Origin of the sequence: Rhizomicrobium sp., from assembly GCA_037200985.1 — a bacterium.
GTDB lineage: Bacteria > Pseudomonadota > Alphaproteobacteria > Micropepsales > Micropepsaceae > Rhizomicrobium.
Window position 1 is genome coordinate 2,415,419 of record JBBCGJ010000001.1, and the last position, 14,226, is coordinate 2,429,644.

The following is a 14,226-nucleotide window of genomic DNA, read 5'->3' on the forward strand; positions in this document are numbered from 1 at the left end:
TTGCATGGCAGTTAACCTCTCCCGCTTGCGGGAGAGGTCGCGAGCGAAGCGAGGGCCCACGCGTGGCCCTACCCCTCACCTAGCAAAATCCAAGCACTTAGCTCCGCTGATGGGGTGGACGGCCCCTCCTTACGACATCGATGTGCCAAGGTGTGGCCGTTTCAGGACCCACACGGGAAGGAGCCGCCCCATGCAAGTTAGCACGATCGGATTGGATATTGCGAAGTCGGTGTTTCAGGTACACGGCGTTGATGGCGCCGGCGCCGTGGTCGTTCGTCAGCGCCTGGCGCGCAGCCGGGTTCTCGCGTTCTTCGAGCGGCTCCCGCCCTGCCTGATAGGGATCGAAGCGTGCGGCACGGCCCACCATTGGGCACGGCAGCTCACGGCGCTGGGCCACGAGGTGCGGCTGATGCCGGCGCACTATGTGAAGCCTTATGTGAAGCGGCAGAAGAACGACGCCGCCGATGCCGAGGCGATCTGCGAGGCGGTGACGCGGCCGACCATGCGGTTCGTGCCGATCAAGACGCCGCAGGCCCAGGCTTTGGCATTGGTCCATCGGGTCCGCACCCAGCTGGTGGGCCAGCGTACCGCCATGCTCAATGCCCTTCGAGCCGGTCTGGCCGAGTTCGGCATCGTGTCCGCGCAAGGGCAACGCGGCGCCAACGAGATCCTCAAGATCGCCCAGGCCGGCGACGCCCGCATTCCGGAGCTTGCGCGCGATGTCTACGCCATGATGGCCGCTGCCATCCGAGCCGTCGAGGCGCGCCTCGTCGGCCTCGACCGCAAGATCGCCGCCGACACCGAGACGAACGAAGCCTGCAAACGCTTGCGCACGATCCCGGGCGTCGGACCGATCACCGCCAGCACGGTCACGGCGTTGGCAGGCGATGTCTCGCGCTTCGCCTCGGGCCGCGATTTCGCCGCCTGGGTCGGGTTGACGCCCAAACAGGACTCCTCCGGCGGAAAGACCAGGCTCGGCCGCATCACCAAGGCCGGCGACCGGACCTTGAGGACCCTCTTCGTGATGGGTGCCTTTGCCATGATCCGGCGCGCACGGACCGATCCCGAAAAGGCCTCGCCCTGGCTGCTCTCGCTGCTCGGCCGCAGGCCGGCACTCGTCGCCGCCGTCGCCCTCGCCAACAAAATGGCCCGTATCGTCTGGGCGATCCTGGTCAAAGGCGGAACCTACCGCAGGCCCCTCACCGCATAGGGCACACGCAATTCCCGGGGCGCAAACCGCTCCGGGAAGGCAGGGAAATGCTTGAGCCATGACGACGAACCGGTCGAGCCGGGGACCGCTCAATTCGCAAAGCGCAAGGAGCCTTCGAGCCCGCTTCGCTGATGGAATGGCGCGTCCGCGGATTTCATCAGGGCCAGCGGTCCGCGTACCGCACCAAAAGGCCGTACACATGACCGCATCCACCGCTCCCGTCACAGCCCAAAATCTCCTTGCCAAACCGGGGCCGTCCACACATGCGCTACGGCGTGCCACCTCCCCCGCAAATGCGGGGGAGGAAAGGACTTTCGAAAAATTCGAAAACCGGTTTGTGGTGTCGGATGCGGACTGATAATCTGTCAGTGAGAGCCTGAACGGCCGCGTGGAGGGACCATGGATCGCCTGAAAGACAAGATCGCCATCGTCACCGGCGCCGCCTCCGGCATCGGGCGCGGGACCGTCGAGCTGTTCGTCGCCGAAGGCGCCCGCGTGCTCGCCGCCGACATTTCGGACGAGCAGGGCCGCGAACTGGAGCGCCGCTTCAACGGCCAAGTGAAGTTCCACCATTGCGACGTCACCAGCGAGGACGACATCAAGTCGACCATGCAGGCGGCCAAGGACCATTTCGGCGGCATCGACATCCTGTTCAACAATGCCGGCGCGGGCGGCAGTCCCAACACCATCGAGGACATGACGGGCGAGGCCTGGGACCGCTCGATGAACCTTCTGCTGCGCTCGGTCGCGCTCGGCACCCGCTATGCCATCCCGTTCCTCAAAGCGCGCGGCGGCGGATCGGTCATCAACACCGCCTCGGTCGCGGCGCTCCAGGCCGGATACGGGCCGCTGGCCTATTCCGTCGCCAAGGCGGGCGTCATCCATCTCACCACGGTGAGCGCGGCGCAGCTCGGGCGCGCCAAGATCCGCGTCAACGCGATCTGTCCGGGGCTGATCCTGACCGGCATCTTCAGCGCCGGTGCCCGTGCGATGGGCGCCGACGAGCAGGCGGTCGCGGCGATCAACGAAGGCCTGAAGGCACAGGCACCCGACACGCAGCCAATCCCGAAGGCCGGCCTTCCCGCCGACATCGCGAGGGCCTGCCTCTATTTCGCGTCGGACGATTCCGAATTCGTCACCGGCACGCATATCGTGGTCGATGGCGGGCTGACGACCGGGCCGCGCCAGGCCTGGGACCCGGAGGAACAGGCGCGGCGGATGGCGCAGCGCGCCGCGTCGCAGAAGGCGAATTAGAACGAGACTGTCCTTCCCGCGAAAGCGGGAAGCCAGGTCTGGCAATACGCCCAGTCCGCCGGATGCCCGCCTTCGCGCGCATGACAGGGCCTTTTTTTTGCAGATGACGTTTGGTTTGCAAGGAGGCCACCATGCGGTTCGGCATCTTCTACGAACATCAATTGCCGCGGCCCTGAAAGGACGGCGACGAGTTGAAGCTGTTCCAGGACGCGCTCGACCAGGTCGAACTCGCGGGCAGGCTCGGCATCACGCTGATGCCGCCGAATGGGCCAAGGAGCAGGCCAAGATCGAGGCGGGGGGAGACGCGGTAGCGCGGCGCCATCTCCGGGGGCCACGGCGGTGCCGACGTTTTGCGGCGCGCCCCGCCATTGATTTACCACGTCCGCAGGCGCCTATGGGCGCTCGCGGCGGACTTGTACTATCGACCGTCGGGATTTGGGAGGGCCGCGATGCTCTGGATATTGCTGGTCTATGTCGTCGCCTCGAACGGCTATTCCGGCGCCCCGGCGCTGGCGTCGAGCTATCGCGGCGCGACCTTCGCGACCAAGGAAGAATGCGTCGCCGCGGCGCGCCAGGTCGTATCTTTCGTGTCGCCGGGCACCGACGACGTCGCCAAGACCGGCCTGGTCATGGTCTGCGCCCCGACGCAGCCGCCGCCGCCCGAGCCCCCGCCACCTGTCGAGGTGATCGCGCCGGTGCCGCCGCCGGCGCCGCAGCCGGCCTTTCCGCCCTATCCGCCGCCGCCCAAGCGCCCCCGTCACTGAGGCCTCGCACCAGGATTGTCGCGGCGGGGGCAATGCTGCGACAATCGCCGGCTTGGGGATACAGCGCATCGGCACCCGAAGATGATGTCGTTTGGAGACCTGCGAGCGTTCGGCAGCGGCGCCGCCCCCCGCCTTGCGGCGGTCGTGCTGGCGGCCGCCGCCTCGTCGTCGTCGATCGGCGGCGACGGACGATCACCGCCGCGCGCGCCCGTCGCGCCCCTTCGCGTCGTGCTCCAGGCCAAGCCTGCCGGACCCGCCAAGCCCGTCGCGCCGGCACGCCCGCCCTCGGCTTTCGCGCGAGAATCCGCGCTGAGCTACAAGGAGCTGATGGACCGCTGGGATCCGGACATCCGGCGCGCTTCGCGGCGCTTTGCCGTTCCCGACCTCTGGATCCGGGCCGTGATGACGATCGAGAGCGGCGGCCGCACCATGATGGCCGAGAATGCCCCGATCACGTCGAGCGCCGGCGCCATGGGCCTGATGCAGATCATGCCCAAGACCTGGCATCGGATGCGGCGCCAATACGGCCTGGGCAACGATCCCTACGACCCGCACGACAACATCATGGCCGGCGCGGCCTATCTGCACGAGCTCGACGAGATCTACGGCTATCCGGGGCTGTTCGCGGCCTATAATGACGGGCCGGGCATGCTGGAGGCGCATCGCCGGCTGCGCCAGATGATGCCGGAGGAAACGACGGCCTATGTCTGGAACATCGCGAGCATCCTCAGCACGGGCGCGCGGTTGCCGCCGCGCAGGGCGGAGGACGCGGTCGATCCTGCGCCCGCCGACCCCGCGCCCGGCCCGGTCGCCTCGATCCGGATAAAGCGGCAGCGCCCCCCGGCGGACGAGAACGACGAGGATTATGACGAGCATTAGGCTCTAGCGGTCGCCGCGCCAATCGGCGCGCTGCTGCTTGGTCCGGCCGCGGTGCTTCTTCGATTCGATGCGGCGTTCCTTGGCGGCGCGGCTGGGCTTGGTGGGCTTGCGCTTCTTCGGCACGACGGTGGCGCGGCGGATCAGTTCGGCGAGGCGCTGCCGCGCGATCTCGCGGTTGCGGATTTGGTCGCGGGATTCGCGCGCGGTGACGATCAGCACGCCGTCCTTGGTCAGCCGATGGCCGGCGAGCTTCAAGAGGCGCACGCGCACATCGTCGGGCAGGCTCGGGCTGTGGAGCGCGTCGAAGCGGAGCTGCACGGCGCTCGCCACCTTGTTGACGTTCTGCCCGCCCGCGCCGGAGGACAGGATGAATTGCTCCTCCAGTTCGGATTCGGGGATCGCGATCGCGCCGGTGACTTTGAGTTCGGTGGCCATGGGTTCACGCGGAGCCGCGGAGACGCGGAGGAAAAGTTCGGCAGCGATCTTTACATCAAAAAAGCTGTCATGGCCCGCGAATGCTCGTCGCGAACCCGCTAGCAAGGCGCAGAACCCAACTGGATGGCCCGCAGTCGCGGGCCATGACAGCAGATGGGTTTGGTAGAGCGAGAAGAGAACTCCGCGTTCTCCGCGGCTCCGCGTGAGACCTATTTCCTCGCCATGCGCACCCTATTGCGGGTTGGCGAAGATCTTCTTGAGCTCGGTCTTCAGGATTTTGCCGTTGGCGTTGCGCGGCAGGGTTTCGGGCCAGAACACCACCTTCACCGGCACCTTGAACGCCGCGAGCTTGCCGGCGACGAACTGGCGAAGCTCCTCCTCCGTCGTGTGCATGCCGGGCTTCAGATGCACCACCGCGCCGGGCTCCTCGCCGAGCTGCTTGTGCGGCACCGGCACCAGCGCCGCGTCCATCACGGCGGGATGGTCGTAGAGCACGTTCTCGACCTCGATGCAGTAGATGTTCTCGCCGCCGCGGATCAGCATGTCCTTGGCGCGGTCGATGATGTAGCAGAAGCCTTCCTCGTCGAGGCGCGCCAGATCGCCGGTCTTTACCCAGCCGTCGACGAAGGTCGCCGCCGTCGCTTCCGGCTTGTTCCAGTAGCACTTCACGATGTTGGGGCCGCGCGCCCACAATTCGCCGACCTCGCCGGCCGGCAGGTCCTCGGTGCCTTCGACGTTCATGATCTTGAGATCGCACACCGCGACCGGCGGGCCGCAGGAGGTCGGGCGGTTCTCGTAATCCTCGCCCGAATGGGTGGTGCAGGTGGCCGAGGTCTCGGTCATGCCCCAGCCATTGCCGGCCGCCGATTTCGGCCAGTTCTGCTTGATCTGTTTCACCAACTCGGGCGCCGAGGGCGCGCCGCCATAGGCCATCGCCTCCAGCGAGGAGAGATCGTATTTGTGCCGGTTGGGGTGTTCGAGAATCTGCCAGGCGATGGTCGGCACGCCGCCGGCGCTGTTGATCTTCTCCTTCTCGATCAGCGCCATCGCCTTCTCGGCGTCGAAGCGGCGCATCAGCACGATCTTGCCGCCGCTGACCACCGTCGGTCCGAGCACGGCGAAGCAGCCCGTCGCGTGGAAGAACGGCACGGAGAGCAGCGTGGCGCGCTGCGGCGCGTCAAGCGGGTTGGCGAACACCGGCGGCGCCTCGCCCCGGCGCAGGAAGCTGCGCGCGGCGGCGAAGCCGGCCGCCATGATGTTGGAGCACATGTTGCGATGGGTGCCGAGCGCGCCCTTCGGGCGCCCCGTGGTGCCCGAAGTGTAGAGGATCGTCGCGTCGTCGTCGGGATGAAGCTCGACCTTGGGCATTTCGCCGGGCGGCAGGCTGCCCCAGTCGTTGACGCGGCCGATCGTGTCTTCCAGGCGCACGACGATGGTGTGCGGCAGGTCGTCGGCATAGCGGCTGACATAGATCTTCTTGAGGTCCGGGCAGTTCACCAGATGCTCGGAGATGCGCTCGAGGCGCTCGGCGTCGACGAAGGCGATCTTCGTTCCGGAATCGACCAGGCCGTATTCCAGCTCGGGTCCGGTCCACCACGCGTTGAGCGGCGTGACGATCGCGCCGACCAGCTCGGCGGCGTAGAACGCGACCGTCCATTCGGGCAGGTTGCGCATGATGATGGCGACGCGGTCGCCCTTCTTGACGCCGTCCTTCTCGAGCTGCGCCGCCAGCGCCAGCGCGGCGCGCGCGAAGGTCTCGTAGGTGCAGCGGTCGTCTTCGTAAATGAGGAATTCGCGGTCGCCATACATCCGGCCGGCGAGGAAGACCTCCTTGTTGGTCGGCGGGCAGTTCTTCCATACGCGGGTGGGAATGCCGCGGATGGTGACGGTGTCCATCTCGAAGCGGGCGCCCGGCGCGGTGAGCGCGGCGGTGGCGTCCTTGAGGGACATGGCGGGCCAGTTGGGCGGAAGGGTCATGAAAGGATTCCCGGGCTATCGAGCCATGGGCGGGTTTCCCGTCTCCATGGCGTGTTCAACGTCGACCGCACTGACAACATGTCAGTCGCGGCGCCCGACCTTATATAAAGCCCGGCGGCGACGGCAAGCGGCGTTCGCGTCGCTAACGCGGCAGGCGGCGGGCTTCGCGGAAGGTGATCAGCCGCTGCTGGCAATCGTCCCACAGCGCAAGCCGGGCGCAGCGCACGCTCTCCAGGAGCGAGACCCGGCTGACCTCGGCCAGCCTTATCTGGTCGCGCAGCACCTGCGGCAACCGGTAGAACGGGATGCGCGCGTAGAGATGGTGCACGTGGTGGATGCCGATATTCGCCGTGAACCAGTTCAGCACACGCGGCAGCACATAGTAGGAACTGCCGCGCAGCGCCGCCTCGTGCACGTTCCACCGGCCGTTTTCGGCCCACACCGTGTCGTCGAACTGGTGCTGGATGAAAAACAGCCAGATGCCGATGGAGCCGGCGATCAGGGTGATGGGGACCTGGGTCAGGAGGAAGGTCTTCCAGCCGACCAGCCACATCGCGCCGACCACCACCGCGGCGATGCCGAGATTGGTCGCCATCGGGCTGATCCAGCCGCGCCAATTGGCGAGCTTGGTGCCGATCGGGAAACGATGGCGCCAGCCGAACATGTAGATCGGGCCGAAGCCGAACAGGATGACGGGGTTGCGGTAGAGCCGGTAGCCGAGCCGGCGGAACGGCGTCAGGGCGCGGTATTCGCCGACCGTCAGCGTCTGCAGGTCGCCGATGCCGCGCTTGTCGAGATTGCCCGAGGTGCCGTGATGGATCGAATGCGAGCGCTTCCAGGCGTCGTAGGGCGTCAGCGTGAGCACGCCGATGACGCGCCCGACCCAATCATTGGCGAGCCGGTGACGGAAGAAAGCGCCATGGCCGCAATCGTGCTGGATCATGAACAGCCGCACCAGGAAGGCGGCGGTCGGCACGGCGAGCAGGAGCGAAACGAAGCCGAAACCGTATTCCCAGGCGGCCCAGGCCAGCGCCCACAACGCCACGAAGGGCACGGCGGTGACGATCAATTCGAAGGTGCTGCGCAGGCCGTTGGGCTCGCGATAGCGCGCGAGGATGCAAATCCATTCCGCCGCGGCCGGCTCGGCAGCGGGATTTTCGGTGTCTGACAAGAAGCAGCGCCCTTACGCAAGGTTATGATCGCGGGACCTATACCCCAATTCGGGCGAAAAAGGGATGGGACGGCGAAATCGCGGTTGCCGCCGACAACCCGCATCGTCCCGTCTAGGCCGCGCGCGCGGCCTCTGACATGCTGGGACCAGCCAGAAACGGGAGAAGCACATGGCCAAACCGGAAAGCGTGGGACTGTCGTCGAAGCGGCTCGAGACGCTGCACAGCCGCATGAAGGAAATCTATGTCGACACCGGCCTCTTGTCCGGTTTCCAGACGCAGATCTGGCGGCGCGGCACGCTGGCGCATGAAAGCGTGGCCGGATCGATGGATCTGGAGCGGAACAAGCCGTGGCGCGAGGACGCCATCGTGCGCATCTATTCCATGACCAAGCCGATCACCGCCGTGGCGCTGATGATGCTGGTCGAGGAGGGGCGCATCGGCCTGGACGACGCGGTGCACACGCACATCCCGTCCTGGAAGAACCTGCGCGTCTATGCGAGCGGCATTCCGAGCCTGGTCGCCGACACTTCGGGCCAGTTCATCACCCTGCCCTGCGAGCGGCCGATGAAGGTGGTGGACCTCGTCACCCACACCTCGGGGCTGACCTACGGCTTCATGTCGCGCACCGCGGTGGACGCGGAATACCGCCGCCAGAGGATCGGCGATCCGAAGACGCCGGGCGGGCTCGACGGCTTCATCGAGCAGCTTTCCAAGATCCCGCTCGATTTCTCGCCCGGCAAGGCCTGGAACTATTCCGTGGCGATCGACGTCATGGGCTATCTGGTCCAGAAGCTGTCGGGCGTGACGTTCGGGGAATTTCTCCGTACACGGATTTTTGAGCCGCTCGGGATGCACGACACCGCGTTCTCGGTGCCGGGCGCCAAGATCGACCGCTTCGCGTCCTGCTACATGCCCAAACAGGGCGGCGGCCTGCGCCTGCAGGACGATGCCGGCAAATCGACCTATGCCGAGCCGCCCAAATTCGAAGGCGGCGGCGGCGGCCTCGTCTCCACGGCGCACGACTACATGCGTTTCTGCCGCATGATGCTGGGCGGCGGCACGCTGGACGGCGTGCAGATTCTTTCCCCAAAGACGGTCGAGATGTTCTCGCTCAATCTTCTGCCGGGCGGCAAGCAGCTGACCGACCTCGCGGCGGGCGAAGGCCTCTTCACCGAGGCCGGCTATAACGGCATCGGCTTCTCCATCGGCTGCGGCGTGACGCTGAACCCGGCGCTGACCCGCATCCCCGGCTCGGTCGGCGAATATTTCTGGGGCGGCGCCGCCTCGACCGCGTTCTGGATCGATCCCAAGGAGGACCTTGCGGTTGTGTTCATGACCCAGGTGATGGGCACCGACGCGCGGCTGACGCTCAGGCGGGACCTTCGGACGCTGGCCTATTCGGCGATGACGGAGCGCAGTGCCTAGCCGTCCTTGACCGGACCGGGCCGTCTGCTATGACCGGGCGGACGCCATAAAATGGCGCGCCTGGAAGAGGAAACGGCCGAAAGATGCCCGCGAAAAAGCCGCTCGTCATCGTCACGCGCAAGCTGCCCGACGCGATCGAGACGCGCATGCGCGAGCTGTTCGACGCGCGGCTGAACCTCGACGACAAGCCGATGGGCCAGGCCGAGCTGATCGAGGCGGTGCAGAAGGCCGACGTGCTGGTGCCGACCGTCACCGACCGGATCGATTCCAAGGTCATCGTGCGGGCCGGCCCCAATCTGAAGCTGATCGCCAATTTCGGCACCGGCGTCGACAATATCGACGTCAAGACCGCGCTCGACAAAGGCATCGTCGTCACCAACACGCCGGGCGTGCTGACCGAAGATACCGCCGACATGACCATGGCGCTGATCCTCGCCGTGCCGCGCCGGCTGGTGGAGGGCGTCAAGGAGCTGGAGGACGACCACTTCAAGGGCTGGTCGCCGAACTGGATGCTCGGCCACCGCATCTACGGCAAAAGGCTGGGCATCGTCGGCATGGGGCGGATCGGCCAGGCGGTGGCGCGGCGGGCGCGCGCCTTCGGGCTGCAGATCCATTATCACAACCGCAAGCCCGTTCATCCCGACATCGAGCACGAGCTGGAGGCGACCTATTGGGAGAGCCTCGACCAGATGCTGGCGCGGATGGACATCGTGTCGATCAACTGCCCGCACACGCCGGCGACCTATCACCTCCTGAGCGCGCGGCGGCTGAAGCTGATGAAGCCGCAGGCCTATATCGTCAACACCGCGCGCGGCGAGGTGATCGACGAGAACACGCTGGCGCGGATGCTGGAGGCGGGGCAGCTCTCCGGCGCCGGCCTCGACGTGTTCGAGCACGAGCCGGCGGTGAACCCGAAGCTGCTCAAGCTGAAGAACGTGGTGCTCCTGCCGCATATGGGCTCGGCGACGATGGAGGGCCGCATCGACATGGGCGAGAAGGTCATCATCAACATCAAGACCTTCGTCGACGGGCACAAGCCGCCGGACCGCGTGATCCCGGCGATGCTGTAGCGCCGTTCGGCCCGGCGGAGATCGTTCCGGTCGGGAACCTTTCCTTTCGATTGTAAAAGCCGCGCCGCGCGTCAAGATGACGGCGGGGGCGTGGCTTATGAATTTGGCGACCGGGATGTTCGCGGGCAAGTCGCTGCCGCGCAATGCGCGCGCGGTGCTGCGCGCCGACGACGACTTCCTGAGCCGCAAGATGGACTTCGTCTGCGGCCGCATCATGGGCGGCGATTTCCGGCGCGCCTTCATCTGGAACACGATCTGCGTGCTGAACGTCCGCCACCTGACGCAGGGCGCCGACACCGCCCGATACGCCGCGCTGTTCGATTTTCCGCCCGACGAGGAGCGCATTCCCGTCAATATCCGCAAGCTCGCACAGGCGCTGCTCCTGCCCTACGAGACGGTGCGCCGCCAGGTCCTGCTGCTGGAGCGCGACGGGCTCTGCGTCCGCGTCCCCGGCAAGGGGATTTTCGTCCCGACCCGAATCTTCCGCCATCCGGACCATGTCGAGGGCACCAAGCTGGTCATCGCGGCCGTGCAGCGGCTGATCGCCGACCTGAAGCGCGCCGGCTTCGATTTCTCGCAGATCGCGCGCTCGCCCCGCGCCGGACTGGCCGATCCGACGCCCATCGCGCGCGCCGTGGTGCGGCTGGACGCCGGCTATACGCTCGACGTGATCGCGATCATCCGCGCGCCGCATGACGACGATCCCGTCGAAGCCGTCATCTTCACGGCCATCGCGACCGAGAACACGCGCCATCTGTCGCCCGCCGATCACGCCGCGGCCGACGCGCCGGCGCCCGATGCGTTGCGCCGGCCAGTCTCGGTGCTCGCCGTCGCGACATCGCTCAACATCCCCTATGAAACGCTGCGGCGCATGTTCGCCCGCATGGTCCGCTCCGGGCGGCTGGCGCGGGTCAAGGACGGCTTCATCGTCCCGCAGGCGGCACAGCGGCGCATCGAGACCGACGACGTCCTGCGGCGGCGCCATGCGCGGCTGGTGCGCTTCCTCGCCGACCTGCAATATACCGGCATGGCGATGCCGGCGTGACGTCCCAACCGTCCTCTAATCGCTGCGCCGAAGGCGATAGGTCAGTGCCATGGCGATGCAATCCGCCAGAGGCGCTCGCGGCAATCTGCCGGAGACAGGAAGGACGATAGCCCTGTTCTTCTCGAACGCGAACGCATCGGGAAACCGCGCGCGAAACGTCTCGACCAGACTGGTCCGGCAATGGAAGAGAACGGCGCAAGATTCGTCCGACGATCCGAACCGTCCCAGCCTGACGGTGCTTCCGCTTGCCGTGGCCAGCGTGAGATAGGCGGGCTCGCCCCATTTCAGGGTTTCCGTCAGCGGAACGACACCGTCGAGACCCGCGGCCGTTTCGAAGATCAGCCGCCGCACGGCCAGCAGCCGCCGACGGACCGCCCCGGGAAATGCATCGAAGGCGCGGGCGACGTCCGCGGGCATCGCGGGCGGTCCGGGCCGGCGGCGCTTCGCGGCCGTCAAGGCAGCTCGTAGGTCACCGCGTTCCAGTATTTCACGCGGTGGGCGCCCGAGCGGCGGAAGCCGCGATGGCGCAGTTCGCGGCCGATCATCAGGTTGAAATAGCCGTGCGCCACCAGCGCCGTCCGGCCCTCGGCCCCGGCGCGCTTCATCAGGATATCGGCGGCCTCGGCGGCGCGGTGCTTGGCCTTGCGGTAGTTCTCGATCTCCGGGTGATAGCCGGCATGCCACAGGATGCGCGCCATCACCGCCCAGGTCGGCACCCGCATGCGCAGGAGCGGGATGCGCGGGCTGGCCAGCGGCGCCTCGGCGAAGAGCGGGTCGGCGATCAACTCGGCGTTCGGCGCCAGCGCCTTGGCGCTGCCGGTCGAGCGCGGCCGGTCGGAGGTGAAGATCGCGCCGATCTCCTTCAAGAGGTCCTGCAATTCCTCCGGCGGCGCGCTGGCGGGATCCAGGCCCGCCGCCTCGTAGTCGTCGATATAGGAACGGAATTCGGCGTGGGAGGCGCGCGGGTTGGTCGCGATGGCGGGCCGGCCGTGGCGGATGAGCACGATGCGCATCGGCGTGGCGACATGGGCGTGACGGCGCGCGCGGCGCGGCAGGGCTGGCGCGATCTCGGGCATCACGTCGGCGGAGGTGGTAATGGCAGCTCCTTGGCGCGATAGCGGCGCCAGCTTACGATCCGGCGCAGTTCAGCACCACAACATGACGGGGAAATGGCACATGGAACAAGGCGATCTTCTGGGCAAAGTCGCAATTGTCACAGGTTCCGCGACCGGAATCGGGGCCGCGGCGGCGGAAGGCCTGGCCCGGCGGGGCGCCAATGTGGTGGTCAACTACACCAAGAGCGAGGCGGAGGCCCGCCAGACGGCCGCCGCGGTGGAGAAGGCCGGCGCCCAGGTCCGGCTCGTCCAGGGCGACGTGGCGCAGGACGAGGATTGCCGGAAGCTCGCCCAGGCCGCGACCGAGGCCTGGGGCCGCATCGACATCCTGGTCAACAATGCCGGGACGACGAAATTCGTCATCAACCACGCCGATCTCGATTCGCTGAGCGCCGAGGATTTCCAGCGCCTCTATGCAGTCAACGTCATCGGCCCGTTCCAGATGATCCGCGCCTGCCTGCCCGGCTTGCGCGCCCATGGCTCGGGTTCGGTGGTCAACATCTCGTCCATCGCCGGCGTCGCGGGAATCGGCTCCTCCGTCGCCTATGCCGCGTCGAAGGGCGCGCTCAACACGATGACGATCTCGCTGGCGCGCGCGCTGGCGCCGCAGGTCCGCGTCAATGCGGTGTGTCCGGGCCATGTCGACACCAACTGGTTCGTCAAGCAGTTCGGCAAGGAAACCGCGGATCGGATCGCGGAAGCCGAAGGCAAGCGCAATCCCCTCCAGCGCGTCGCGGACGGGGCGGAAATCGCCAAGACGGTGCTGTTCTTCGCCGGCCCCGAGTCGGGGAACATCACCGGCGAGACGCTGCTCACCGATGGCGGCCTCCATCTGGCGATGGCGGGTGCCCGCCGATAGCGTGAAAGCCCAATTGGGCGGCTTTCTGCTTAGCTTTCGTGCACTTATGTGTTGCGCCGCAACAACGGGCCCCCGAAACCGGCGATTCAACGCACGAAACGTGCGTAGATGTCCTCACTTCGTATTGAGTTTTTACGCGCCGGTCACAAAAGTCGGTTTCGGCGCGGCGTGTGGCGTTGCGTGCGCGGGATTTGCCGTAAACGAGAGGGCTGACTATGAAAAATCTTTCCACGAAACTGATGCTGGGCGCCGTGAGCCTGGCGGGCCTTGCCGCGACGACCGCGCCGGCCTTCGCCGACGACACGGACTGGGGCACGGTGTCGGCCTATGTCGACGTGCAGAGCGACTACCGCTTCCGCGGCATCAGCCAGAACAACCGCGATTTCGCGCCGCAGGCCTCGATCAATTGGAGCGGCCCGGACGGTTTCTATGCCGGCGTCTGGGCATCGAAGATCGACTGGCTGGGCGCATCGCCCTTCGGCGGCACGCCCTCGCTAGAGACAGACTTTTACGGCGGCAAGCATTTCGATCTCGGCGGCACCGACCTGAACGTCGAGGCTTATTATTACGGCTATCCGGAGTTCAACAAGGCCAAGTTCGGCGCCCTCACGGGCGTCTTCGGCGAGGCGAGCTTCCTGGAAGGCATCGTCCAGCTCTCGCACAGCTTCGGCGACCTGGCGGTCACGGCCACCGGCGCGTTTTCGCCGCAATTCACCCTGAGCGGCGGCGTCAGCGAATATGTCGAGGGCTCGGCGTCCTATCCGCTTCTCGACTGGCTGTCGATCAGCGCCAATGTCGGCCACCAATGGGTCGACGCGGCGACGAGCGACTACACCCATTTCGACATCGGCCTTACCGCGACCTGGCATAGCTGGGCCCTCGACGTCCGCGCCAACGGCACCGACCTGAACACGGCCAATTGCGGCTTCTACATGGTGACGAAGAACGCCTGCACGACCGGCGTGGTCGCGACGCTGACCTACAACATCGCCGACGTTCTCAAGTAAGCGTTCGGATTTTT

At 66.7% G+C, this 14,226-nt stretch carries 15 protein-coding genes; 9 read left to right on the forward strand and 6 right to left on the reverse strand.

What is annotated here, in order from left to right; genetic code table 11:
• The first annotated feature begins 190 nt into the window (after nt 1–190).
• Entirely contained in the window at nt 191–1,210 is a 1,020-nt protein-coding gene (locus tag WDN01_11805; GenBank protein MEJ0026703.1) for an IS110 family transposase, read from the forward strand.
• 399 nt (nt 1,211–1,609) lie between these two features.
• Nucleotides 1,610–2,464, forward strand: coding sequence for an SDR family oxidoreductase (locus WDN01_11810; GenBank protein MEJ0026704.1), 855 nt, complete (start codon nt 1,610–1,612; stop codon nt 2,462–2,464).
• 157 nt (nt 2,465–2,621) lie between these two features.
• On the opposite strand, the gene WDN01_11815 is transcribed toward WDN01_11810, so the two are convergent.
• Nucleotides 2,622–2,786 carry a hypothetical protein gene (locus WDN01_11815; protein MEJ0026705.1) on the reverse strand — a complete coding sequence of 55 codons (165 nt, stop codon included), beginning with the start codon at nt 2,784–2,786 and terminating at the stop codon, nt 2,622–2,624.
• 127 nt (nt 2,787–2,913) lie between these two features.
• Here WDN01_11815 and WDN01_11820 point away from each other — a divergent pair, with 127 nt between their 5' ends.
• Entirely contained in the window at nt 2,914–3,228 is a 315-nt protein-coding gene (locus WDN01_11820; protein MEJ0026706.1) for a hypothetical protein, read from the forward strand.
• A gap of 84 nt (nt 3,229–3,312) precedes the next feature.
• A complete protein-coding gene (locus WDN01_11825; GenBank protein ID MEJ0026707.1) occupies nt 3,313–4,107 on the forward strand; it encodes a lytic transglycosylase domain-containing protein in 795 nt (264 codons plus the stop codon).
• 3 nt (nt 4,108–4,110) lie between these two features.
• Here the strand turns inward: WDN01_11825 and arfB are convergent, their stop codons facing one another.
• The 3 genes from arfB to WDN01_11840 form a co-directional block, all read right to left on the reverse strand.
• Nucleotides 4,111–4,542 (reverse strand): alternative ribosome rescue aminoacyl-tRNA hydrolase ArfB, encoded by a 432-nt coding sequence (arfB, locus tag WDN01_11830; protein MEJ0026708.1) that lies wholly within the window; start codon nt 4,540–4,542, stop codon nt 4,111–4,113.
• A gap of 231 nt (nt 4,543–4,773) precedes the next feature.
• Nucleotides 4,774–6,519, reverse strand: a complete 1,746-nt coding sequence (locus WDN01_11835) for a class I adenylate-forming enzyme family protein (protein MEJ0026709.1) — start codon at nt 6,517–6,519, stop codon at nt 4,774–4,776.
• A gap of 142 nt (nt 6,520–6,661) precedes the next feature.
• A complete protein-coding gene (locus WDN01_11840; protein ID MEJ0026710.1) occupies nt 6,662–7,690 on the reverse strand; it encodes a fatty acid desaturase in 1,029 nt (342 codons plus the stop codon).
• Between the two features lie 169 nt (nt 7,691–7,859).
• Between WDN01_11840 and WDN01_11845 the strand changes: the two genes are divergently transcribed.
• The 3 genes from WDN01_11845 (at nt 7,860) to WDN01_11855 (ending at nt 11,231) form a co-directional block, all read left to right on the forward strand.
• Entirely contained in the window at nt 7,860–9,116 is a 1,257-nt protein-coding gene (locus tag WDN01_11845; GenBank protein MEJ0026711.1) for a serine hydrolase domain-containing protein, read from the forward strand.
• Nucleotides 9,117–9,199: 83 nt separating this feature from the next.
• Nucleotides 9,200–10,186 (forward strand): D-glycerate dehydrogenase, encoded by a 987-nt coding sequence (locus tag WDN01_11850; protein ID MEJ0026712.1) that lies wholly within the window; start codon nt 9,200–9,202, stop codon nt 10,184–10,186.
• A 97-nt stretch (nt 10,187–10,283) separates the two neighbouring features.
• A complete protein-coding gene (locus WDN01_11855; protein MEJ0026713.1) occupies nt 10,284–11,231 on the forward strand; it encodes a hypothetical protein in 948 nt (315 codons plus the stop codon).
• A 15-nt stretch (nt 11,232–11,246) separates the two neighbouring features.
• Here the strand turns inward: WDN01_11855 and WDN01_11860 are convergent, their stop codons facing one another.
• Nucleotides 11,247–11,648 (reverse strand): DUF1801 domain-containing protein, encoded by a 402-nt coding sequence (locus WDN01_11860; protein MEJ0026714.1) that lies wholly within the window; start codon nt 11,646–11,648, stop codon nt 11,247–11,249.
• Nucleotides 11,649–11,683: 35 nt separating this feature from the next.
• A complete protein-coding gene (locus WDN01_11865; GenBank protein ID MEJ0026715.1) occupies nt 11,684–12,307 on the reverse strand; it encodes a histidine phosphatase family protein in 624 nt (207 codons plus the stop codon).
• A 100-nt stretch (nt 12,308–12,407) separates the two neighbouring features.
• On the opposite strand from WDN01_11865, the gene WDN01_11870 reads away from it, so the two are divergent.
• Nucleotides 12,408–13,205: a glucose 1-dehydrogenase gene (locus WDN01_11870; GenBank protein ID MEJ0026716.1), complete on the forward strand. Its 798-nt coding sequence runs from the start codon at nt 12,408–12,410 to the stop codon at nt 13,203–13,205.
• Nucleotides 13,206–13,420: 215 nt separating this feature from the next.
• Entirely contained in the window at nt 13,421–14,212 is a 792-nt protein-coding gene (locus WDN01_11875) for a TorF family putative porin (GenBank protein MEJ0026717.1), read from the forward strand.
• The last annotated feature ends 14 nt before the right edge of the window (nt 14,213–14,226 follow it).